Source organism: Gottfriedia sp. OAE603 (assembly GCF_040543965.1).
GTDB classification, from domain to species: domain Bacteria; phylum Bacillota; class Bacilli; order Bacillales; family Bacillaceae_G; genus Gottfriedia; species Gottfriedia solisilvae.
Genome location: NZ_JBEUNN010000001.1, coordinates 3,693,355 through 3,716,160 on the forward strand (window position 1 = coordinate 3,693,355; position 22,806 = coordinate 3,716,160).

Annotated in this window: 23 protein-coding genes and 1 other annotated feature; of the genes, 8 read left to right on the forward strand and 15 right to left on the reverse strand. The window is 32.1% G+C overall.

Annotated elements, in window-relative coordinates; translation table 11 throughout:
- Positions 1-87: 87 nt before the first annotated feature.
- The 6 genes from ABID96_RS18705 to ABID96_RS18730 all read right to left on the reverse strand — a co-directional run bounded on the left by ABID96_RS18705 (position 88) and on the right by ABID96_RS18730 (position 6,131).
- Positions 88-792, reverse strand: coding sequence for a helix-turn-helix transcriptional regulator (locus ABID96_RS18705; protein ID WP_192603805.1), 705 nt, complete (start codon positions 790-792; stop codon positions 88-90).
- Positions 785-1,975: a MalY/PatB family protein gene (locus ABID96_RS18710; protein ID WP_377896995.1), complete on the reverse strand. Its 1,191-nt coding sequence runs from the start codon at positions 1,973-1,975 to the stop codon at positions 785-787. The genes ABID96_RS18705 and ABID96_RS18710 overlap by 8 nt, the downstream gene beginning before the upstream one ends.
- Before the next feature lie 331 nt (positions 1,976-2,306).
- The gene (locus ABID96_RS18715; RefSeq protein WP_192603803.1) at positions 2,307-3,023 is read right to left on the reverse strand and encodes a GntR family transcriptional regulator; all 717 of its coding nucleotides are present in this window, start codon (positions 3,021-3,023) and stop codon (positions 2,307-2,309) included.
- Positions 3,010-3,930 (reverse strand): ROK family protein, encoded by a 921-nt coding sequence (locus tag ABID96_RS18720; protein ID WP_192603802.1) that lies wholly within the window; start codon positions 3,928-3,930, stop codon positions 3,010-3,012. Before ABID96_RS18720 ends, ABID96_RS18715 begins: the two co-directional genes overlap by 14 nt.
- Before the next feature lie 28 nt (positions 3,931-3,958).
- Positions 3,959-5,362 (reverse strand): glycoside hydrolase family 1 protein, encoded by a 1,404-nt coding sequence (locus ABID96_RS18725; protein ID WP_377896996.1) that lies wholly within the window; start codon positions 5,360-5,362, stop codon positions 3,959-3,961.
- A 94-nt stretch (positions 5,363-5,456) separates the two neighbouring features.
- Complete coding sequence (locus tag ABID96_RS18730; RefSeq protein WP_192603800.1) at positions 5,457-6,131, reverse strand: Dph6-related ATP pyrophosphatase; 675 nt, start codon at positions 6,129-6,131, stop codon at positions 5,457-5,459.
- Positions 6,132-6,244: 113 nt separating this feature from the next.
- Here ABID96_RS18730 and ABID96_RS18735 point away from each other — a divergent pair, with 113 nt between their 5' ends.
- The gene (locus tag ABID96_RS18735) at positions 6,245-6,655 is read left to right on the forward strand and encodes a hypothetical protein (RefSeq protein WP_192603799.1); all 411 of its coding nucleotides are present in this window, start codon (positions 6,245-6,247) and stop codon (positions 6,653-6,655) included.
- Between the two features lie 19 nt (positions 6,656-6,674).
- On the opposite strand, the gene ABID96_RS18740 is transcribed toward ABID96_RS18735, so the two are convergent.
- Positions 6,675-6,992 (reverse strand): hypothetical protein, encoded by a 318-nt coding sequence (locus ABID96_RS18740; protein WP_192603798.1) that lies wholly within the window; start codon positions 6,990-6,992, stop codon positions 6,675-6,677.
- A 189-nt stretch (positions 6,993-7,181) separates the two neighbouring features.
- Between ABID96_RS18740 and ABID96_RS18745 the strand changes: the two genes are divergently transcribed.
- On the forward strand, positions 7,182-7,955 hold the full coding sequence (locus tag ABID96_RS18745; protein ID WP_192603797.1) for a class I SAM-dependent methyltransferase: 774 nt from the start codon (positions 7,182-7,184) through the stop codon (positions 7,953-7,955).
- A gap of 98 nt (positions 7,956-8,053) precedes the next feature.
- On the opposite strand, the gene ABID96_RS18750 is transcribed toward ABID96_RS18745, so the two are convergent.
- Together ABID96_RS18750 and ABID96_RS18755 are read right to left on the reverse strand one after the other, a co-directional pair.
- A complete protein-coding gene (locus ABID96_RS18750) occupies positions 8,054-8,470 on the reverse strand; it encodes an HIT family protein (protein WP_192603796.1) in 417 nt (138 codons plus the stop codon).
- Positions 8,471-8,502: 32 nt separating this feature from the next.
- Entirely contained in the window at positions 8,503-9,768 is a 1,266-nt protein-coding gene (locus ABID96_RS18755; protein ID WP_192603795.1) for an ATP-binding protein, read from the reverse strand.
- Positions 9,769-10,012: 244 nt separating this feature from the next.
- On the opposite strand from ABID96_RS18755, the gene ABID96_RS18760 reads away from it, so the two are divergent.
- Positions 10,013-11,167, forward strand: coding sequence for a metallophosphoesterase (locus ABID96_RS18760; protein WP_192603794.1), 1,155 nt, complete (start codon positions 10,013-10,015; stop codon positions 11,165-11,167).
- A gap of 278 nt (positions 11,168-11,445) precedes the next feature.
- The gene (locus ABID96_RS18765; RefSeq protein WP_192603793.1) at positions 11,446-12,666 is read left to right on the forward strand and encodes an ATP-binding protein; all 1,221 of its coding nucleotides are present in this window, start codon (positions 11,446-11,448) and stop codon (positions 12,664-12,666) included.
- Positions 12,667-12,709: 43 nt separating this feature from the next.
- Here the strand turns inward: ABID96_RS18765 and ABID96_RS18770 are convergent, their stop codons facing one another.
- The 3 genes from ABID96_RS18770 to ABID96_RS18780 all read right to left on the reverse strand — a co-directional run bounded on the left by ABID96_RS18770 (position 12,710) and on the right by ABID96_RS18780 (position 15,132).
- The gene (locus tag ABID96_RS18770) at positions 12,710-13,345 is read right to left on the reverse strand and encodes an FMN-dependent NADH-azoreductase (RefSeq protein ID WP_192603792.1); all 636 of its coding nucleotides are present in this window, start codon (positions 13,343-13,345) and stop codon (positions 12,710-12,712) included.
- 149 nt (positions 13,346-13,494) lie between these two features.
- A complete protein-coding gene (locus ABID96_RS18775) occupies positions 13,495-14,109 on the reverse strand; it encodes an acetate uptake transporter (RefSeq protein ID WP_192603791.1) in 615 nt (204 codons plus the stop codon).
- A gap of 141 nt (positions 14,110-14,250) precedes the next feature.
- Positions 14,251-15,132: a radical SAM/SPASM domain-containing protein gene (locus ABID96_RS18780; RefSeq protein WP_192603790.1), complete on the reverse strand. Its 882-nt coding sequence runs from the start codon at positions 15,130-15,132 to the stop codon at positions 14,251-14,253.
- A 323-nt stretch (positions 15,133-15,455) separates the two neighbouring features.
- Here ABID96_RS18780 and ABID96_RS18785 point away from each other — a divergent pair, with 323 nt between their 5' ends.
- On the forward strand, positions 15,456-17,048 hold the full coding sequence (locus ABID96_RS18785; RefSeq protein WP_192603789.1) for a peptide ABC transporter substrate-binding protein: 1,593 nt from the start codon (positions 15,456-15,458) through the stop codon (positions 17,046-17,048).
- Positions 17,049-17,228: 180 nt separating this feature from the next.
- On the opposite strand, the gene ABID96_RS18790 is transcribed toward ABID96_RS18785, so the two are convergent.
- Positions 17,229-17,603, reverse strand: a complete 375-nt coding sequence (locus tag ABID96_RS18790; protein ID WP_192603788.1) for a hypothetical protein — start codon at positions 17,601-17,603, stop codon at positions 17,229-17,231.
- Between the two features lie 49 nt (positions 17,604-17,652).
- Positions 17,653-18,810, reverse strand: a complete 1,158-nt coding sequence (locus tag ABID96_RS18795; protein WP_192603787.1) for a hypothetical protein — start codon at positions 18,808-18,810, stop codon at positions 17,653-17,655.
- 310 nt (positions 18,811-19,120) lie between these two features.
- Positions 19,121-19,385, forward strand: a binding site (T-box leader).
- Between the two features lie 72 nt (positions 19,386-19,457).
- Here ABID96_RS18795 and ABID96_RS18800 point away from each other — a divergent pair.
- Genes ABID96_RS18800 through ABID96_RS18810 form a run of 3 tightly spaced genes read left to right on the forward strand, consistent with a single transcriptional unit; the run spans position 19,458 to position 21,558 of the window.
- Positions 19,458-20,234 (forward strand): amino acid ABC transporter substrate-binding protein, encoded by a 777-nt coding sequence (locus ABID96_RS18800; RefSeq protein WP_192603786.1) that lies wholly within the window; start codon positions 19,458-19,460, stop codon positions 20,232-20,234.
- Between the two features lie 13 nt (positions 20,235-20,247).
- Positions 20,248-20,889, forward strand: a complete 642-nt coding sequence (locus ABID96_RS18805; protein WP_192603785.1) for an amino acid ABC transporter permease — start codon at positions 20,248-20,250, stop codon at positions 20,887-20,889.
- A gap of 12 nt (positions 20,890-20,901) precedes the next feature.
- Positions 20,902-21,558 (forward strand): amino acid ABC transporter ATP-binding protein, encoded by a 657-nt coding sequence (locus ABID96_RS18810; protein ID WP_192603784.1) that lies wholly within the window; start codon positions 20,902-20,904, stop codon positions 21,556-21,558.
- 216 nt (positions 21,559-21,774) lie between these two features.
- Here ABID96_RS18810 and ABID96_RS18815 read toward each other — a convergent pair whose 3' ends face one another.
- Complete coding sequence (locus ABID96_RS18815) at positions 21,775-22,791, reverse strand: cytochrome d ubiquinol oxidase subunit II (RefSeq protein ID WP_192603783.1); 1,017 nt, start codon at positions 22,789-22,791, stop codon at positions 21,775-21,777.
- Positions 22,792-22,806 lie beyond the last annotated feature (15 nt).

The window sequence follows — 22,806 nt, forward strand, 5'->3', positions numbered from 1 at the left end:
CTGCCTTTACTTCAATCATATCATAATAGTTTTTCTCATATAAAAAAGAGGATATATGCTATGCATATATCCTCTTTTCATTCTGTCTTATTTTACCTTGCTAAGATAGCGGTAAATCGTTGCTTCAGATACTTTTAGTTTTTGAGCTAACTCACTTACTCCACCTTTTAAAAGGAATAGACCCGCTTCATTTAATTTTCGAACTACATCAAGTTTTTCATCAATTGATAATCTATCTGGAGACAAGTGATAGTCACTCAATACTTTCGTAATCATATTTTCTAGAACATCCTCAACAGTTTCATGAAGACTCTCAAAAACATCTGAGTTGTGTACCTTCAAAGGCTTTTGACCTTCATTTTGAAAACTAGTCATTATAAAATCATCTAAGTAAGATTTCACATTCTCTAGCACAGTTACATCAACATTTACACAAAGTACGCCAATAATCTCCCCGGTTTCATTTTTAATAAAATAACTAGAAGATCGACAAGTACGGTTGCCTTTTACACTTGCTTTATAATTAGTGATAAAATCAACTTCTTTATAAGCGCCCTCTTGCATTACTTTTAATACTAAGTCAGTAATTGGACCGCCTACTCTACGGCCACTGATTTCCCCATTTTCAATTGCAACAATAGAGTTTTCTGGGTTTGTTAAATCATGAAGTACAACTTCACAATGCTTCCCCATCACATTGGCAATAAATGTAACCATTGGGATATACATTTTTAATAATTCATTGTGACACTCATTTACTTGTCGCGATTGCTTAACTTCTACCTCACTCATTAACACATACCTTTAACTTTCTAACCGCTTGATCTAACCGTACCATAGCTTCTTCAATAGTTTTACGAGAGCAAGCATAATTTAATCTCATGAACCCTTTACCATTGGATCCAAAAACACGACCTTCATTGCATCCCAATTTTGCGTCTTTTACTAAAAATTTATTTAGTTCATCACATGTTAGGCCAAGATCTCTAAAGTCTAACCAACCTAAATAAGTTGCTTCTGTTACTTTCATTTTAACTTCTGGAATATGGTTCTTTAGATAATTGTGGATATACTCAGCATTACCTTTTAAATGAATAAGTAACTCATCTAACCACTCATCGCCTTCATTATAAGCAGCAATGACAGCTTCAATTCCAAATATATTTAAATTTTCTAAGCTTGCGCGAAGAATTGAATGGGTAAATTCTGTAAATAAGTCCGGATTCGGAATGACAGCTAATGAAGAAAATAACCCTGCGATATTAAACGTTTTGCTTGGTGACATGAACGTAATACTCATATTCGCAGCATCCTCGCTTATAGAGTAAAAAGGAATATGCGTGCCTTTTTCATACACTAAATCTGCGTGAATTTCATCAGCAATAATTATTATTTTATGCTTTTTACATACTTCAACTAATGCGTTTAGCTCTTCTCTTGACCACACTCTACCAACTGGATTTGCTGGACTACATAAAATAAGTAATTTTGTTTTACTCGTAATCTTCTTTTCTAAATCATCTAAATCCATGTAGTAGTAACCATCTTGTTCGATCAAAGGATTTTCGACTAAATTTCGGCCATTATTTTTCACGACACTAAAGAAAGGATAATAAACAGGTGGCTGAATAATGACTTCATCTCCAACCTTTGTGAATGCATCTATTGCTAAATTTAAAGCCGGAACAACACCAGGGACAGTCGTTAACCATTCACGATTAATCTTTGTACCAAAGCGCTTTGCACCCCAATTGATAGCAGCTTCAAAAAATTCCTCTGGAATATGCCCATATCCATAAATAGGGTGCTGTGCTCTTTTAGTAAGTGCCTCTACTATTGCTGGCGCACATGCTAAATCCATATCTGCGATCCATAGAGGAAGAACTTCTGTGCATCCAAATACCTGATCAATTGAATCCCACTTCGTACTGTTAGTATTCTTTCGGCTGATTTCTTCATTAAAATTAAATTTCACATTCATTCCCCCATTCACATATTTCTCTCTGATTCTATTTTATCTGAAAATACAACTAATGATAAGAATTTTTTATCACAATGATAATTTTTTATCTTACACGTCAGTAAAAATGAATTGTTGGTTGAATTAAATACTAGGATGCTCATTTTCCAACCAATTAAGATTAGCTTACAAGATTCACAGTTATAGGGACTTCACCGATTCAACTTCACCCACTTGATATAGTATACCCACGCCCATTAACTTTTTAATTAAACGTTTGTTTGATTTAAAAATCCTCTTTAAAATAAAAACAGGAAAGACATTATGTTCGTCCTTCCTGTTCTTCCTACTCATTTATGATGACAGTTTGAAACTCAAATAATTGATAAACATGATGTGTGATGGAGTATTCAAAAACTTTACCATCTGCTAGAAAAACAATTTGCTCTACTTCCATTACTGGGTCATGCTTATGAATATGTAAGTGCTGGATGTCTAGCGCATTCCCTTTAACCGCTCTTATGATTTTTTGAGCGCTTTTTATTTTTAAACCTAATTCTTCTTGGATGAATTGGTAAATAGATTTATTTACATGTTTCTCCGATAAACCTTGAATAACTGATATTGGCATATATATTTCTTCAAGGGCAAATGGTTTTCCGTCAATATAACGAACTCTCTTAATTTCGTATATAAAGCTGTTCGTTTCACAATTCAATAATGAAGCTAATTTTTCTGATGCCGGAATTACCTGAAATAATAAAACTTTAGAATTTACTCGTTTAGCTCCTACTTTTTGAGTTAAGCCAAAATGCTTTTTATCATTTCGATTTAATTGATGCACATTAAATAAAGGTGCTTCTTTTACAATCGTACCGTATCCACGTCTTTTTGCAATCAACCCTTCACTTACTAAAATGTCCATTGCCTTTTTAACTGTCATTTTACTACAATCATACTGCTCGGCTAATGTAAACTCGTCTGGAAGCATTTCACCTACTCCATACACTTGATTAGAAATTTTTTGCCGAATATCCTTAGCAATTTCGTTATATTTGCTCACTTCCAATGTTCACTCCTGTTTGTTGCATATAATGGTACAGTGCACCAATTAAATTTGAGTCATTTTCGAATGCACACTGTTCAACTGATATATCTAAGGTTGCATGCTTCCCTCTCATTGTTGCCAGTACTGCATTGAGTTGTTCAATTAATTCCTTACGGGCACTAATTGCTCCACCAATCAATATTTTCTCTGGATCAATTACATACGCTACATTAAAAATACCTACAGCTAAGTATTTAATAAATTTTCCAACCTCTATTTTAACTTCTTCATCACCACGATCAAAAAGTTCAAATACCTTTTTACCGTTAAGTGTTTTCCAGTCTATCCCTTTGCGTATTGCAACTGCATGAACTAAACTCGTCGTTGAAGCAACCTCGCTCCAGTTTCTGCCTAATGTTTCGGACATATAGTCCTTAACAAGCATACAACCAAATTCACCTGCATGGAGATTTTTCCCTCTACGCACTTTTTTATTTAGGACAACAACTCCACCAATACCAGTTCCAATTACAATACAAATAAAGTCATTTACGTCTTTTGCTGAACCAATCCATGCTTCGGCTAATCCTGCACAATTTGCATCATTTTCTAGTTCAACACGTAATCCTGTGCTTTCAAACAATAAATCTTTAATATTTGGACCATGAATATATGGAATGGCACTTGCCCCAGCGATGATACCAGTTTCTACATCTACTGCACCTGGCATACTTAATGCGATCCCTTCAATCTTTACTTTACGATTATATTCTTTTACTATTTTCGTCACTTCAGAGATAAAATTTTCAATTCCTTCTCTTGGTGTCGGGACAGAACTTTTTTCAACAAATCTGCCATCCTCTTTCATTAATGCATATTTTATTGCTGAACCGCCCAAATCAATGACTGCATAATGTTTCATTGTTTTGCTCTCCCTTTAAATAAGCTTATTAATCTTCAATAACAAGTTCATTACTTTCAGCAACTTGTTTAAACCAAAGTCCACTTTTCTTAATCGTGCGTTCAAAATGATTATTTAAATCTACTCGATAAAATCCATACCTGTTTTTGTATGCATTTAACCATGACCAATTATCCATAAAAGTCCATAGGTGATAACCAAAGCAATTTGAACCTTCGCTGATCCCTTTATGCAACCACTTTAAATGTTCACTAATAAACTCAATACGATAATCATCTTGCACAATTCCATTTTCATCCAAGAAACGCTCTTCATCTTGAACGCCCATTCCATTCTCAGATACATACCATGGGATATTGTTATAATTGTCTCTTAAGTTAATTGCGATATCATAAAGAGCTTTTTCATAGATTTCCCAACCACGGTAAATATTCATTTTCTTTCCTGGCATATCATAATTATCAAAAAATGACTCTGGCATAATTGGTTTTGATGGATCAACAGCAGTTTCTTTTGCTTTAATTCGACGTGGACTATAATAATTAACACCTAGAAAATCAACTGTATTTTCTTTCATTAGTCTGTGATCTTCAGGATTAGTAACAGGTAGTAAGTTATTTTCTTTTATTAATGAAATTAATTCTTCTGGATAAGTGCCTTTTATTGAGGGATCTAATAAGCTTCTGTTAAAGAGTAAATCTGCAATATTCGCTGCTTTCACATCATCTTGGTTTTGAGCATCTCTTGGGTAAGATGGTGTCAAATTAATTACAATTCCGATTTGCCCATTTTCTACTTTCACTTTACGAAACTCTCTAATGGCCATAGCACTTGAAATCATTGTATTGTAAGCAACTTGGACTGCACGCTTCATATCTACTATACAAGGATAGTGGAATTGATACAGATAACCACCTTCAACAGGAACGATTGGTTCATTATGAGTCGCCCATTTTTTCACTCTATCTCCAAACAACTCAAAACAAATACGAGCAAAACGACTATACGCTTCAACAACTTCGCGACTTTCCCACCCACCGATTTCCTGCATAGCAAAAGGCATGTCAAAATGGTATAAGCCTATAATTGGTTCGATATTCTGATTAATTAACTCATCTATTAAAGATTGATAGAAAGCGACTGCCTCTTCATTCACTACACCGTTACCATCAGGAATTAAACGTGACCATGAAATCGAAGTACGATAAGAATTAAAGCCAATTTCCTTCATTCTTTGAATATCTTCTTTATATGTAACATAAAAGTTAGACGCTTTTGTTGGACCAACTTGATTATAAAAACGATTTGGCTCTATTTCATACCAATGGTCCCAAATATTTTTACCTTTTCCACCTTCAAATGCAGCGCCCTCAATTTGAGTAGCAGAGGTAGCAGCTCCCCATAAAAATCCCTTTTCAAATGAATATTTCATCTTGATCACTCCTAATTTAGTCATCTTTCTTTCTACTATTATATTTGAGTGACGAATTAAAAGTATATACTTTTAAAAATTAAAGTATACTTATTTACTTTTCTACCATTTTCATCTCTTTAATATTCAATGACCATAAATCAGTATTTAGAATCGTTTCCGACTCCGTTATGTTTAGCCTTTTAGTAAATAAAGGACCATCTACTACAAATGTGTGGTACTCTCCGCCTTCACCCATAACGCATATTTCTTTTTGAATGAGTAGCTCTTTCAGTTCTTCAGTTACTGTTTGTCCAACAATGTTAGCCTCAAAATGCGACTCTCTTGCTCTACAGATAATCGCTTTATAGTTACTATTTAGCCATTCATCTAACAAGATTAATGATTCATTTTTATGAATCCAAACTGGAAATAGTGACTTTAACCCGCTTTTTATTGCGATTTCTTCATTCCATTTTTTATCTTCATCTACATATAAAGTACCGAATGCTACAGCAGTAATCTCTAATTCTTCCTTCATTTCCCTTAATCCATTTATAATTGATTGTTCATAATCACCAGCTGAATCTATCATAATAAGTGGTATCCCCAGTGCATCTGCCTGCATTTGTAAAAAAGGAAGTGGTGTACCGTGAGCATGATTTCGACCATCTTTTTTAGAAACCATTGAAAATAAACAAGCGACTTCTTGATTGCTTTCTATTAATCTATGTAATGCCAAACAGCAATCCTTTCCTCCACTCCATGAGATTGCAATTCTTTCAGCCATTTCACCATACCCCTTTTCACTTTTATATAATCTTGTATAATTAACTCTTGTATAATTAACTCTTGTATAATTAACTCTTGTATAATTAACTTAGAAACGTTTGAGGTGACTTCATGGATGCTTTAATTTATTTTATCATTGCAAGCTTCATTGCTACGACAGGGATTAGCTTTGTTGTACGTAACGCTTTAAAGAATATAGCAGTAAAACCAGATGAGAGTGCTAGTTTTCAATCAAAAATGTTTATTGGCGTAGCCGTTGTTGAAGCACTACCAATCTTGTTCATCATACTAGGCTATAACGGGATAGAATCTTCTACAATGAACAGTACATTACCTGCTATCTTAATTCTAATTGTAGCGGCTATTAATGCTTTTCTAATTAGAAGACAAAGTAAAGAATTACTAATTAATCATTCAACAAAAGAAGAAGCAAAGCCTCTTATTTCAGCTCTTGAAAAGATTAGCTATGCTTTAGTAACCGCCATTCCAATCGTAGGAATTGTTGCTTGTTTAATAAAATAAAACCTCCGATTTGGAGGTTTTATTTTATTAAACTTTTTACATACATCATGCCTTTTAATCCATAATCAAACCATTGCTTATGATCATATGGAATCTCAACCCATTCTTTCATCGGTTTACCACCCATCGGATCAAAGTTTTGTGTTCCTACTACTTTTAATGCTTCTTCAACATCCTCTTTTTTTAACTTTACGACAAGATTTGGTTCATTATAAAACGCAAAAATTTTCCCTTGTACTTTTAAACCTTTATGTCCAAAGATACTTCCTTTTGTTGCATCATAATCGTTGATGAATTCAGAACGAAGACTTTCAAAATGCTCAATTGTACCTGACACGATTCCTTACCTCCTTAATCATTTCAAACTATTAGTTAAAACAACCCTACCATTTCCTTAATATACCCTGTATAAATGCCATAACGAGAACTTATTAATCTTTATAACTTTTCAATATTAGCCAGAAAATATTGGTGAACTATAATAAGAGTATCACCAAATTATGCCATATGTAAGGAGGTATCTTGTATGTCCATTAATTTTCATGAAGAGCAAAATAAACTTAGTTATACCACCAGATTAGCAGATCAATCTTGGATTGATTTTATAAAGAATCATATTGATGTGAACGGTAAACAGGTTGTTGATATCGGCTGTGGAGGTGGTATTTATTCTAAAGCTTTGGCTATGTTAGGTGCTAAAGTAACCGCTGTAGATTTTTCAGAGGAAATGTTAAAGGGAGCCACTGAAAATTGTAAAGAACTCGAGAACATTACATTTTTACAAGGAAATGCCTACCATACAAATCTTACATCATCCAGCTTCGATATTATTTTACAAAGAGCTTTAATTCATCACTTGAATGATTTAGATGCATGTTTTAAAGAAGCAAATCGATTATTAAAAAAGAATGGTTTGCTCATTATTCAAGATAGAACCCCGGAGGATTGCTTACTACCTGGAGACCCTCACCACATTAGAGGTTACTTCTTTGAACAGTTTCCCAAACTGGAAAGCATAGAATCTTCACGAAGATATCCTTCGCAAAAAGTGATACAGGCTTTGGAATCGAATAGCTTTTATATCAAAACAGTAGAAAAACTCTGGGAAGCTAGACGACATTATCAAAACTTTGAACAATTAAGTAATGATCTACACCAAAGAACTGGGCGTTCCATACTTCATGAACTAACTAATGATGAGCTTAGTATGTTAATTCAAACTATACAAAGCAAATTGGATCATCAAACAGCTATCATTGAAAAGGACCGTTGGACAATATGGATTGCGATAAAGAAATAAGAAAAAAGGTAAGTACAATACTTGGTACTTACCTTCAGACTGCATATCTTAGTTTTAGTACTTCCCCTACAGCCTGAAGAAAGTACAATAAATCATATTTACCTTTTCTGAATGAGTTTTAATCTTTTATTTTCAGGCTGCTTAATCCAGTTCCGAACACCTTTTCCTGCAAATGGTTCATCATGATATCTTGGGATGATATGAAAATGACAATGAGGAATCGTTTGATTTGAAACCTTACCAACATTCCATCCTAAAGTATATCCATCTGGCGAGAATTGTTCATTTAAATAATCTTTTGCACTTTGTAACAATTCATAAGTACCGTTCCATTCTTCTAATGTTAAATCAAAAGTAGTCATACGATGTTTTTTAGGAACGATTACTCCACAACCTTCTAAAACGTCCTGCTCCAAATTATGTTGTAAAAAATAACATGTTTCATTTTCGAAAATGATGTTTTGTTCACGATCCTGTAGTGGATTACAAAACGGACAATTTACATCGTATGGCATTCTTTTCCCCCAACAATCATTCTTTATTAGCTTTACTTTGGTTTCACTATTTCTACTTTAGGTAATTTAATCGTTACTTTTGTTCCTTCATTTATTTTACTTGAAAAAGTGATGGTTCCATTCATGGCTTCTATAATACGAACTGAAACAGTTGTTCCTACTCCAGTGCCTTTTTCTTTCGTAGAATAAAATAAGGTTCCGATACGTGAAAGTTGTTCCTTGGTCATACCTTTACCATTGTCTTGAATGGTTATGACTGCTTTGTAACCATCATCATATAGTTTTGTATGGACATAACCGCCAGATTCTGTTGCCTCAATTGCATTTTTAATCAGATTAATCAGTGCCTGTTTTAATTGATTTTTATCAGTATGTAAATAAGGTTCAACTAAAATTTCACCTTTTAATTTTACATTTTGCTTCAATGCCAACGGCTCTAATAATGTTACGACATCTGAAACACTTTCTTTCAAATTCACTACTTCAACTTTATCAAATTGAGGCTTAGCAAAGTTTAAATAATCATTGATAATTCCTTCTGCCCTACCTAACTCGCTTAATACTAATGGCAAATACTCGCCAGTTTGCTTATCTTTATTTTGTTGCATTAACTGGAGGAAACCTTTTACGACCGTAAGTGGATTTCTTACTTCATGTGCAATAGATGCAGCCATTTCACTTAATGTGTTCAACTTCTCAGCACGCTGAATCTCTCTTTGCAAAAGCTTTTTTTCTATTAATATCTCATTTAGCTTTGCAGCTAGCGTGATCGCAACTAATTCAATTAATATAAATACTAAAATTAAACCAAATAGACGATAATCCGTTTTAAAGCTGACATTATTTAGAATTAAATATGTAAATAAAATGCAAAATTGAACAAGTGCTGGCCAAAATCCTATGGCCGCTGTTAATATAATTCTTTGCTTTGGTTTGAATTTCCAAAACCATCTTGATAATCCGAGTGCCCCTAATGATGACAATGTAATACTAACAATTCCAAAGAGAATTGCATCTCCACCTAACATGAGTCTTGCTAATAGGATTGATAAAAACGTTAACATACCCCATCTAAAACCACAGTATAGGAAAGCAATCGCTAAAGGTATATAACGCAAATCCCAAAATAGCCCATATGCGGGATACGGAAACGCCATACAAAGAAAGCCTGCCACTGCTTGAAACATACCAAAAAGATAAATTTTATCCTTATAACCATGATTTTCATAAATAATACTGTAAATTAATATTGGACTTAATATGATTAAGACATGTAATAAAAGTTTTTCAACTAACATGATTTTAGTCCTCGCTGATTGAAGTTTTTACACTATATGATAACAATCTTAATATTACGACAAAATTTCTAAATATCCTTTAATATTCGATAAAATCCCTAATATTTCCATATTATGTAATTCTCCATTTAATGTAAACGATAAGTTGAATATTTTCGGGACTTTGCTCACATAAAAGATGAGTTTATTTATTTAAACATTTATACTATAAATGCAAATAAAAAAAGTAATGAAAGGATTATTTATGAATAGAAGAGTCATTATCAATCTTGTGATCGTTACCTTTTTCTTTTTATTGATAAATTTTTATTTAGGAATTCACGGTTGGATTTATATAAATACAATATCAAAGCACGAATTACATACAGTAAGTAAACTAATATATTGGTCCATCTTTTGGTTAATTACTTTTGCCTATATTTTATCAAGGGTATTAAAAAAGCATCTCCCAAGACCTATTTTTAAGTTTTTACATCATATAGGTGCTTACTGGCTAGCTGTTATTTACTATTTAATCTTTATATTATTGATTTCTGATTTAATCGGTTGGTTGTTGTTAACATTTACGTCTCTCTCTTCAGAAAAACTAATTATAAGTTTAGGGACGACTGTCATACTCTCCATAGTTTTTCTGATTGTAAAAGGAAGAAGAAATGCATTAAATACACAATTCATTCATTATGATATTCACGTAGAAAAATCAAATTTACATTCGAAAGCACTTTCGATTGTTTTAGTATCTGATTTACATTTAAGCACACTCGTAACAAATAAAAGATTAGCGTTCTTAATCGATGAGATTAATAAACTATCTCCTGATTTAGTTTTAATCGCAGGCGATATCATCGATGAAGACATTACGCCATTTGTTGAAGAAAATATGGTGGAGACTTTTAAAAAATTAAAGCCATCAATAGGCACTTACGCTGTACCTGGAAATCATGATTATTACGGTGGCCATTTAGATTTACTTGTTGATCATTTAAATGACGCAGGGATTCATATTCTTTTAGACGAAAAAGAACTAGTTGAAAATAGTTTTTATATTGTTGGCCGAAAAGACTTAGCAAGTAAAAATAGGTTAGAATTACATGATTTATTCAAAGATATAGATCATACAAAACCAATTATCTTATTAGATCACCAGCCTTATCGATTAGATATTCCAACAAACTTAGGCGTAGACCTACAAGTATCAGGTCATACGCATCGCGGACAATTTAAGCCAAATCACCTTATTACACGTAAGCTTTACGAATTAGATTGGGGCTATTTGCAAAAGAATCTATCACACTTTGTCGTTTCTTCTGGATTCGGTACATGGGGTCCACCAATTCGTACAGGTAATCCATCTGAAATTGTCACAATTAACGTTACTTTTCAAGAAAGTAGTAATTGAAAAGAGCCTGAATATCTGAGCTGTTGTACTTTGTCTACAAATTGAAAGCACCTTTAAAGGTGCTTTTTTTTATATAAACAATATTCTTTTAGATATATTATGAGAATTTTCTTAGCTCATTCTTTGAAGTGATTCATAATAACCATTAGCTAGGAGCATGTTTTATACAAATATATTACAATTTTCTTATAAATTACGTTAATTTTAACTATAAATAATATTCTGAAAAGTGTAAAATGTTAAAGTATGAGTTTCTATTTTAGAATGGAGATTAAATGATGAAAAATACAGAGTACTACAATAATAGAAGTCGTCGAATTTATATTTTCTTCATGGCTACAATTGTTACACTGCTTACAATCGGAATAATTCTGTCTCCACTAACATTTAAGGAGCAACCTGTAGAGCTTATTACTCAAATTATCTTAATGTGTATTGTTATTTATGCTTTAATACATTTTGTAAAAACGGACAATACATTTTCAAAGGTTTTATTTACAACAATCGCTTCTTTATACGTGTATATAAAATTTTGGACCTACCCTGAAACATCAACAATGTATAGTTTTGTAGCGATTATTCCTATTTTTACAATCTTTTTATATAATCGTGTTGCATTTTATATCGGTTGGATATTAAATGTAATAATTGGTCCAACATTTGTTCTTTTTATCATTTTTACAAGTTTAAAAGATCGATTTACTTATATTGCTTTAGATCCAGTTGGAAATATTTTAGAGTTTTTAGCTATTCAGTTCATACTTTTATTTGTATTCTTGCAAACTGAAACGAAAGTTATTGAATTAGAAACATATCATAATGAAATTCAACAAGCGAAGCAACTAAATTCAATCGGGCAATTAGCCGCAACAATTGCTCATGAGATTCGTAATCCAATTACGGTTGTTAAAGGGTTTGTTCAACTTTTACAAAAAAAGAAATCTATGACTTCTGATGATGAATTCTATATTGAAACAATGCTAAAAGAATTAGAATACGCCCAAATTATTATTAATGATTATTTGTCTCTTGCAAAGCCACAAACCGAAACAATTCAAAAAGTAGAAATAAACCAAGAAATACTGAATATCACAGATTTATTGGCTTCAATGGCAAATAGCCAAAATATAGGGTTTCAGCTAAATTTAAATGAAATACTCACTACAAAAATTAATCCAATTGAGTTTAAACAAGTTCTAGTTAACTTAGTTAAAAATGCAATTGAATCAATGATTGAGCCTGGGTATATTACAATTAATTTAACCCGAGAAAATGACTATGCACTAATTGAAATGATTGATACTGGAATTGGGATGTCTCCTGAAACGATTGAAAAACTAGGAACACCTTTTTATTCTTTAAAAGAAAGAGGAACCGGAATCGGTTTAACAGTTTGTTATAATATCATCGAAAAATTTAAGGGGAGTATTGAGGTGTATAGTAAGGAAGGTAAAGGAACAACTTTTAGAATCTACTTACCAATTCACATTCTCGAATAACATCAAAAGCTCACTGAAAAGTGAGCTTTTGGTTTGTAAACTCTTAAAAATCCTTCGCCACTTGTGTCGCTTTTTGAATTGCTTGCTCTTTAATTTCAGCAGCACGATCAGGGAATGCATTTTGACCTTCTACAAAAATACCATTAAAGTCAGTAATACCGAAGAAACTCATAATGATACCAATATATCTGTGCCCCATCTCCATACCAGCTGCAGGACCTTCTGAATAAACCCCACCACTTGCTTGAATATGCAATGCTTTTTTACCGCCTAATAATCCTTGAGGACCATTTTCCGTATATTTAAATGTTTTTCCAGCAACACATACCGCGTCAATATAGCTTTTCATAACTGGTGGAAAAGAAAAGTTCCACATTGGCGTTACAAATACATATTTATCTGCCTCTACAAATTGAGTCACAATTTCATTTAATCTGCCAACCTTTGATTGTTCTCCAGAGGATAAAGTATCAAATCCTCCGCCAGATTGAAGTTTTCCCCAGCCAGAAAATACTTCTGCATCAATATTCGGAATTTGTTCATTATAAAGATCGATATGTACTACTTGATCATCAGGATGAGATGCTTTATAGCTGTCGATAAATGCACTTCCAACTGCCATACTATATGATGTAGTTTTATCATGTGGATGTGCTGTGATATACAAAACTGTTGCCATATAAATTTCCACCTTCCAATTTTTTTTGATTATCATAAGCAAATTTAAAACACTATACTATCTTTTGCATAAATAAAAATTCAATACTTCATTGATGAAAAAAAAACCATATCTCTTAACTAAGAGATATGGTTTTAGTTTCTTACATATTATTTCTTAAAAATACCAAATGGCTTACCAACTGGTAAAAACTCTCTACCAAAATGAACATTTAATACTGCTGCAGCTGAACCATAAAATGACATAATTGCTATACCTAATTCACTATAAGCAGCAAATGTATGTGTTGCATGTTCCATAATTCCTAAAGTGCTTAATGAAAGTCCGATAAATAAACAATCAATCAGTACAAAAATAATAAATAATACCTTATGAGTTTCCATTGCACCAATCGTCATAAAGATAGAGAAAATTAAATAACCAATAAATGCAAAACCTAATTGTTTTACATCAGCTGCTTTCGCTAATGTTTCACCAAAGCATCCTAATTGAATTAACCAAGTAGTGCCTACTGCAAGCCAGAAAAATGCATAGCCGCCAAATGCAGTAGCGCCGAATGTATTATTATGTTTAAAATCCTGAATACTTGCAAATAGTTGTGCAATCGCACCTAAGAATATCGCCCATGGTAAGACTAAAGAAACACCATCAGTAATACCTAACTTTTGTGTTGAAGCTACTAACGTAACCATTGCTAATCCAAATAAACCGATTGCTGATGGATCAGCTGTTGTTATTTTAACTTGCTGAATATTATCTTTCATTAATGTAAATCCTCCTAAATTTTTAAACAGACTAAACTATACTACTATAAAATTTGTGATATTAATATAACTTTTTTTTCATAACAGAACGATTCAATAAAAAAAGCACTTTCTTTTAAAAAAAGAAAGCGCTTTGCTTTATTATTTCTTATGTCTTGTGGCATATCCACATCTTTTACATAAATCTTCAACTGCACATCTTCTAGAAAATCCATCATAAATCGCTCTTGCACGTTCAGAATTTAATATATCCTCTAAAGACGTTTCATAAATATTACCTAATGGGATTTTCCCTTCACTATCTAGGCAACAAGGTACCACAGTTCCGTCAACTAATACGCCAATTTGATCCCTTAAGCCGTAACAGAAAACATTTTCATCGATAATATCGTTACCCATATCTGGCCACTGGAATTTTTCAGCCATATTTAAATACACATTATTACGTAATTTAATATTATGCGTTTCCTGTAATCTTTCACTTAAAGAAAAATCTAAGTTTAATTTTTCTTCTAATAAATTTAAGATATCGATATTTAATGTATTACTTGCCTTCAATTCTTCGCTATCCATATTCCATAATCTAATCGCACAAATCATATCACTTTTTTCATTTGCTTCATTAATGAAATTTGTAATATTTTCTACATAATCATGCAAATCCTTTGTTAAATCATTTGCCTCAAAGCTATGAAGTGAGAAATTGATTTGTCTTAATCCTTTAGATTCAATTAATAAATCTTTTACTTTATTAATTAACGTACCATTTGTCGTTAAATTCACTTTCAAACCATTCTCATGGCTAATATCTAAAAATCGTCCTAGCTGCTTATTTAAAAATGGCTCACCCATCAAATGAAAATAAATATGATCTGTATATGGTTTGACTGAATTAACAACATGTGTAAATGCTTTTTCATCCAAAAACTTTAAAGGGCGTTCTAACGTTGGGCTTGGACAAAAATTACATTTTAAATTACAAATATTCGTAATCTCTATATAAACCTTCTTAAATTTTCTCATTGAGCTCTCCTACTATTTGTTGATTATTTTATCTATATTCACGAATATCTTACTATCGTATAAAAATATCATACATTCTATCATACTACATTCTAATAAATATTGATAATTCAACATCCTGTACAATTTTTGCCAATCGAACAGAAAAAAATAGCCCCTTAGTTTCAACTAAGGGTTAGTTGTTTTGAACGCAACAAGTTCGAATCGTTTTGGATTAAAAAAGGAAAATATACCCATTTAGAATTTTCCATTTCGAAGTATAATCTTCCTAGTGACAAAATGTTACAATTTTCTTAATTTTTTATGTATAATAGGAGGATTTTATGAAAAAATTAGTTTCAATTGTTTGCGCAAGTTTGATTTCTCTTAGTATCTTGCCCATTCAAAGTAAGGCAGTTGTACAAAAAAAATTACCTGCGAAAGATGTATTAAATCTTGCTCTTCCATCAGAAGTATATCTAGACTCAACAATCACAACTGATAAAGCATCATTTGATGTGCTTGATGATGTGATGGAGGGATTATTCGTACTAGATAGCAAAAATGAAATAAAACCAGGTTTAGTAGTCAATTATAAAGTAAGTTCAGATTTAAAAACATATACTTTTTCACTTAGAAAGTCAAAGTGGTCAGATGGTACTCAAGTTACAGCTCATGATTTTGTTTACGCATGGCATAAAGTAGTTAACCCTAGAACGGCAGCAGAATATAATTTCCTAATGAGTTCGATAAAAAACGGAGACAAAATTATTGATGGAAAATTATCAGCTGATAAATTAGGCGTAAAAGCAATTGATAACCAAACACTTCAAGTTCAACTAGAAAATCCTACACCTTACTTTCTTTCGTTACTTGCATTCCCAACATTCTATCCACAAAAAGAGAGTTTCTCTAAAAAACATTCAGAAGACTATGGGGTAGCAGCATCAACAACTTTATATAATGGCCCATTTATTGTAAAAACTTGGAACTATAACAAATCAATTAAACTAGTTAAAAATTCATTTTATTGGGATCAAAAAGCAGTAAAGATAAAAGAAGTAAACTTATCAATTATTCCGGATGAAAAAACAATGTACTCTATGTATTCAAAAGGTAAGTTAGATCGAATTACACTGAGCAGTACACTTTACTCAACAGTTAAAAATAGAAAAGAGTTAAAGCAACAATTGGAACAAACTAGTTTTTATTTAAAAACGAATTTGAAAAATAAAGTATTAAACAACCATGATGTCCGAAAAGCACTTGCCTTAACGCTAGATAAATCAAAATTATCAGAAGGGACGTTTAATTCTCCATTAAATACATTGGTTCCTAAAGGCTTTAGTTATAATAAGGGGATTGATTTTTCTAGTATTAACCAATCAATTTTATTAAAAGATTCCCAAAAAGCGAAAGAATATTGGTACAAAGGTAAATCACAACTAAATCAAGAAACAATAAAATTGAACTTAATTGTAAGCGACTCTTCACTGAGCATCTTATATGGAAAGCGAATAAAACAGCAATTAGAATCAAATTTAGAGAACTTAGTCATCAATGTAAAGGCTGTACCATTTTATCAACTTTTAGATATGGATACTATGAAAGAGTATGATTTGATAATCTATGGCTGGGGGCCAGATTATGTGGATAGTTCTACATTTTTAAACTTGTTTACATCCAATAGTGCATTTAATTCATCAGGGTATTCTAATTCGACCTATGATAATTACCTTGATCTAGCAAACAAAGAAACTGATTTGGATGTGCGTTGGACATACTTCTTAAATGCTGAAAAGCAATTGTTAGATGATACCGTCATTATCCCTCTTTACCAAAGAGGCAATGGTGTTCTCCAAAGTTCGAAACTTAAAGGTATCTATACCGTTCCATTTATGAATACGACTACATTGAAATGGGCTGTAAAAAGCTAAATATTTGGCTAATGAGTTAGAAAAGCTTCCTTAAGTTAATAAGGGAGCTTTTTTATATTAGGTAAGTAGTCATTTTTTTGAATACATACTTAATCTTCTACAAACCTTACATGATACCAATGATCTAACCAAGTGTGCCAGAACCTACGTTTAATTCAACCCAGCCATTTTATTTCATGTTTACTTCAAAGAAAAATTATACAATACATTATAACTATATCCTTGAAGGTACTCAACATCCAGATAATATGTACCTTTTGCTAAATTTAAGCTACCAATTTTAACAAAGGCTTCATCCCCTACTTTCGTAGTAAATGTTTTCACTATTTTCCCTTTACTGTTTAATACTTTCACTTTGAAAGCTGTATCTTCAAGGCGTTTAAAGTTAAATGCTACTGTTTTACTCTTTGCTACATTAAACTTATAAAAGTCTTTATCTGTCTTTTGGTTTAATAAGCCATGATAAACAGTATTTGAACTAATTAGATTTGCCTGTTTGACAGAGTTATTTGCTTCTTTTTCAACACAGAAAATGAGTCCATATAGAGGACTCATTCAGGGCTGAACATTATATTGAAATATATAAAAAATATTGGTATAAAGTCTATTTTAATAAAAATTGATATAATACGTTTTCACTTTCGCCTTCGTAATATTCAACATCTAAATAATAGCTACCTTTTGCTAGTCTTATCTCACCTAGTTTTACGATTGATTCATTCCCTTTTTTAGTTGTATAAGTTTTAACGACTCTGCCTTTACTATTGATCAAATGAATCTTAAATGCAGTCTTTTCAAGACGATTAAAATAAATGCTTACATACTTAGTCGTAGAAGCATAAAATTTAAAAATATCTTTATCTGATTTCTCGGTTAATAACCCGTGATATTGTATATTTGCACTAATTGAATTTGCTTGTTTAAGCGTGTTATTTGACTCTTTTTCAAATTTTATACTTTCAATAAACGTTGTCACAAATCCGTATTTCTCATTTGAATAAACTCTACTATCACCTGAAACGGAAATATAATATGTTCCTGGCTTTAACTGTTTCGTAAATATTGATGAAAACGAGTATTGATCACTTGCTTTTACAACCTTGGCTTCGATCAAATGTCCTTTTTCATCTAAAAGTCTATAATTTAGATCTGATTTAACTGCAGCTGTGCCTTTTATGTTAATCAAACCTATATTGTTTGTCTTAAAACGAAATAAGTCACTCGTATCTAATTGATCAGTATAGCCGAGGTAGTATTGCCCAATTTTAATCGGAGTCGCTGTTTCGATCGTGTTATTTGTTTCAAACTCTACATCATCACCATAAAAACGCATCACATGTAATTGGTAAGGTAATTCTGTACCTGTTCCCTCATACACAAAAACCTTAATATAGTAATTTCCTTTTACTAATCCTTGACCAAATAATTCCTCTATTTTAACACCTTTATCCGCATAGTACGTTTCATACTCCTTACCACTTGCATCGTATAAGGTAACACCGATTTCAACTGAAGGATTTTGTTGCATACTAAAATACAATTCTCCATTTTTTTGCATATTGATTGAATAGTATTTTGCATCTCTTTGTTGGTTTAAAACACCCGATGTATATGACTCTGACAACTCATCTGAACTGTCAAAACTTAGTGGAATAGCGTTTAGGAATGTATCTGTATAGATTGATTCAGCTTTCGTCCAGCCAGAATTTACGCTGAAAAAAATAAAAAGTGCAATGATTAATGCGATTATTTTTTTTAACACTTTTATTCCCCCTAAGTTTCACTTACTTTTTTTAAAATTGGATTTAGTCTTGTAATATTTGGATAAAACTTATTCAAAAATAATAACGGTTAAAAATAGATAATATTAATGATTTTTCAACAAAAATCTTTCGACAAACACATGATTTATCTAATGTTTTTGTGGGAAAGTTTTACAATGGTCATATTTAATTCAAGTAAAATATGTTGACAGGTATTTGCAAACTGTAATATTATTTGTTCATCGCAAAACAAAAACTAGTTTGATTTTTAACTGCAGCAGTTGATAAAAAATTTTATAATATAAACCATTTAAAGCAATGATGAGAAATAGTAAAAATATTAAGTTCTTAAACAGAGAGTTCCCGGTTGGTGCGAGGGGCATAAGACAATATTTCGAACACATCTCTGAGCTGAGCACCGAACCCTTATTAGGTAGTAGACTGTTTCCGGAATCCTTTGCACCCGTTATCGTGCTAGAGTGTACGCATTCAAATGCTGTACTCGAAGAGGTTGGTATCGTGAGGTATCAATAAATAGAGGTGGAACCGCGTGAGTAATACTCCCGTCCTCTAGCTATACTATATAGCTAGAGGACGGGAGTTTTTTGTTTATATAAAATAAATACTATTTTAAGGAGAGAGAAAAATGAAAAACAAATATATTACAGCAATGATTGTGCTTATGATATCAATTTTAATCGTATCAGGTTGTGGTAAAGAAAAAAGAAAAGCAAATGAAGTAGTCCTTGGTTTAGACGATACTTTTGTTCCGATGGGTTTTAAAGATGATCAAGGTAAATTTGTAGGCTTTGATATTGATTTAGCAAAAGAAGTATTTAACCGTGAAAATATGAAAGTAACATTCCAACCAATTGATTGGTCAATGAAAGAAACTGAATTAATCTCTGGTAATATCGATACTATTTGGAATGGTTATTCAATTACTGACGAACGCAAGAAAAAAGTTAACTTCTCAAAAGCTTACTTAAGTAATAGACAGGTCATTATCACACTAGCAAATTCAAATATTCAATCCAAATCAGATTTAAAAGGTCAAATTGTCGGTATTCAAGAAGGTTCAAGTTCTTTAGAAGCTGTTAATAAAGAGAAAGACTTAGTAGATTCATTCAAAGATGGCAAGCCTGTATTATACGAAAACAATAACCAAGCATTAATGGACTTAGAAGCAAAACGAGTTGATGCTGTTGTTGCCGATGAAACATTAGCACGATACTACATGAATAAACGTGGCGAAAGTAAATACAAAATTTTAGAAGATAATTTTGGTGAAGAAGATTACGGAATTGGTGTTAGAAAAGACGATAAAGAATTACTAAATAAAATTAATAAAGAAATTGATGCAATGAAAAAAGATGGTACGTATGACAAAATTTATCAAAAATGGTTTGGCACATTGAAATAAAGGAGCATTCACAATGGAAACAATCATATCCTTAATTCCTTCAATGCTGGATGGACTTACAGTAACGCTAGAAATATTTATGATTACGCTAGCGTTATCCATTCCACTTGGAATTGTAATCGCACTTGGCAGATTATCACGAAATAAAGCACTTAGAACATTTATACAATCATATATCCTTGTAATGAGAGGAACACCTCTACTTTTACAATTAATTTTCATATTTTTCGGCTTACCTCTAATCGGCATAGTCTTTGATCGTTTTACTACGGTTATCATAGCTTTCACACTAAACTATGCTGCGTATTTTGGTGAAATATTTAGAGCTGGCATTCAATCAATTGATAAAGGGCAATATGAAGCTGCAGAAGTTTTAGGACTTAGCAAATCTCAAGCTTTCAAAAGAATTATTTTACCGCAAATGACAAAAAAAGTATTACCACCAGTATCGAATGAAGTCATCACACTCATTAAAGATTCTGCTCTTGTCTATGTTGTTGGACTTGATGATATGCTACGTGTCGCAAAAATCGCATCAAATACAAGTGCTTCATTAATACCTTTACTATTTGTCTCTGTTTTATATCTACTTTTAACCGCTATTTTAACGAATATCTTTAAGAGATTAGAAAATCGATTTTCGTATTATGAATAAGGAGGGACTTTCATGTTAAAAGTAAATTCATTAACAAAACGATTTGGAAAACAAACTGTTTTAAAAGAAGTCTCTTTTGAAGTAAATAAAGGTGAAATTGTCACTCTACTAGGTCAATCCGGAGCAGGTAAAACAACAATCCTACGCTGCGTTAATGGCCTAGAAAACTTTGATAGTGGAACATTTGAAATTGATGGACAAATCATTCAATCACAAAAAGATCTATTAAAAGTTCGAAAAGATGTTGGCCTTGTTTTTCAAAACTTTAATTTGTTTCCACATAAAACAGTACTTGAAAACATTATTGAAGCCCCAATACTAGTATTAGGCTTGAATAATGAAGAGGCTAAACGTCGAGCGCTTACTTTATTAGAGCAAGTCGGTTTAAGTCAAAAAGCAGATGCTTATCCTTTTGAATTATCTGGTGGTCAACAGCAACGTGTTGCCATAGCAAGAGCATGTGCACTTCAGCCAAAAATACTTTGTTTCGATGAACCGACTTCCGCTCTCGATCCAGAATTAACAAATGGAATAGCTTCTATTATGAAGAACCTTGCAGCAGAAGGAATGAGCATACTAGTGATTACTCACGATATGGAATTTGCTAAAAATGTCTCTACACGCACTTTAATCGTTAAAGAAGGAAACATCATTTCAGAAGACTGTTGACAAACGTTCGCGCCTCGAAAGACAAACGTTTTCAATCAGACTGAATCTCTTAGTTTTTGTACTTTGTTTACAAAAATGAAATCCTCCAATTGGAGGATTTTTTTAATGAAATAATTTACTAATAAACGAAAGTATCATGATAAATGCTACTATAAAACATAAGATGACAAGCCGCTTTTCCTGTTTGTTAGAAGAGTGCAATTCCATCTCCCCTTTTTATTTTTTCCCTTGAACATACTCTGCATCAAATAAAAATAGTTTAAATAAAAATAATAGCGAAGGAACTAGTAAGAGTAACCCTAATACAAATACAATAACTAACATCGTACCAGATGTTTCATTTGTATAGCCATTATAGATTGTAATATACGGGTCTAAAATATATGGTAGATGTGCAGCGCCGTACCCAAAAAATGCAAAAAAGAATTGTAGCATGACAAATATAAAAGCTACTCCATAATAGCGTTTTAACAATATTAGCAATGAAGCAACCAAGAAACATATTAATGATATTAAAAACATCCACCAATAACGGTCAATTATATTTTGGTAAAAGTGTAGATTGTTATCTCTTAAACCAACAAACACTAAGAAACTTGATAAAATAGTTGGAACTGTCCAAAACAGTGCATATTGTCTAACGATTGCTAATGCACCTTCATCTTTCGCTTTACTTGCATAATACGTTAAAAATGTAGCGCTTATGTATAGTACTGAAATGATTGCAATGATGACGACACTCCAGGAATAAATACTTGATAATAGTTTTACTGCCAGAAATTCTACTACTCCGTTTTTTTCAACGATATAGCCACCACCGGAAATTGTGAGAACCGTACATAAAGATGCAGGGATTAATAATCCAGTTGCTCCATATAAAAAAAGATATATTTTATTTTCCTTTGAACCATAATTCGAAAAAGCATAAAACGATCCACGAATTGCTAATAGCACTAAAGAAATACTTCCAGGTATTAATAAAGCCGTTCCATAGTAATACGCTACACTAGGAAAAAAGCCGATGATACCGACAAAGAAAAAAACAAAAAACACATTCGTTATTTCCCAAACTGGAGATAAATAGCGACTAATAATATTACTAATTAGATGGTCTTTCTTCGTAACTTTTCCATAGTAAGCGAAAAAACCCGCTCCAAAATCAATAGAAGCTACAATAATATATCCATAAAGAAAAGTCCATAACACAATAATTCCTAATAATTCAGTATTCATAGTTCACCCTCCTTT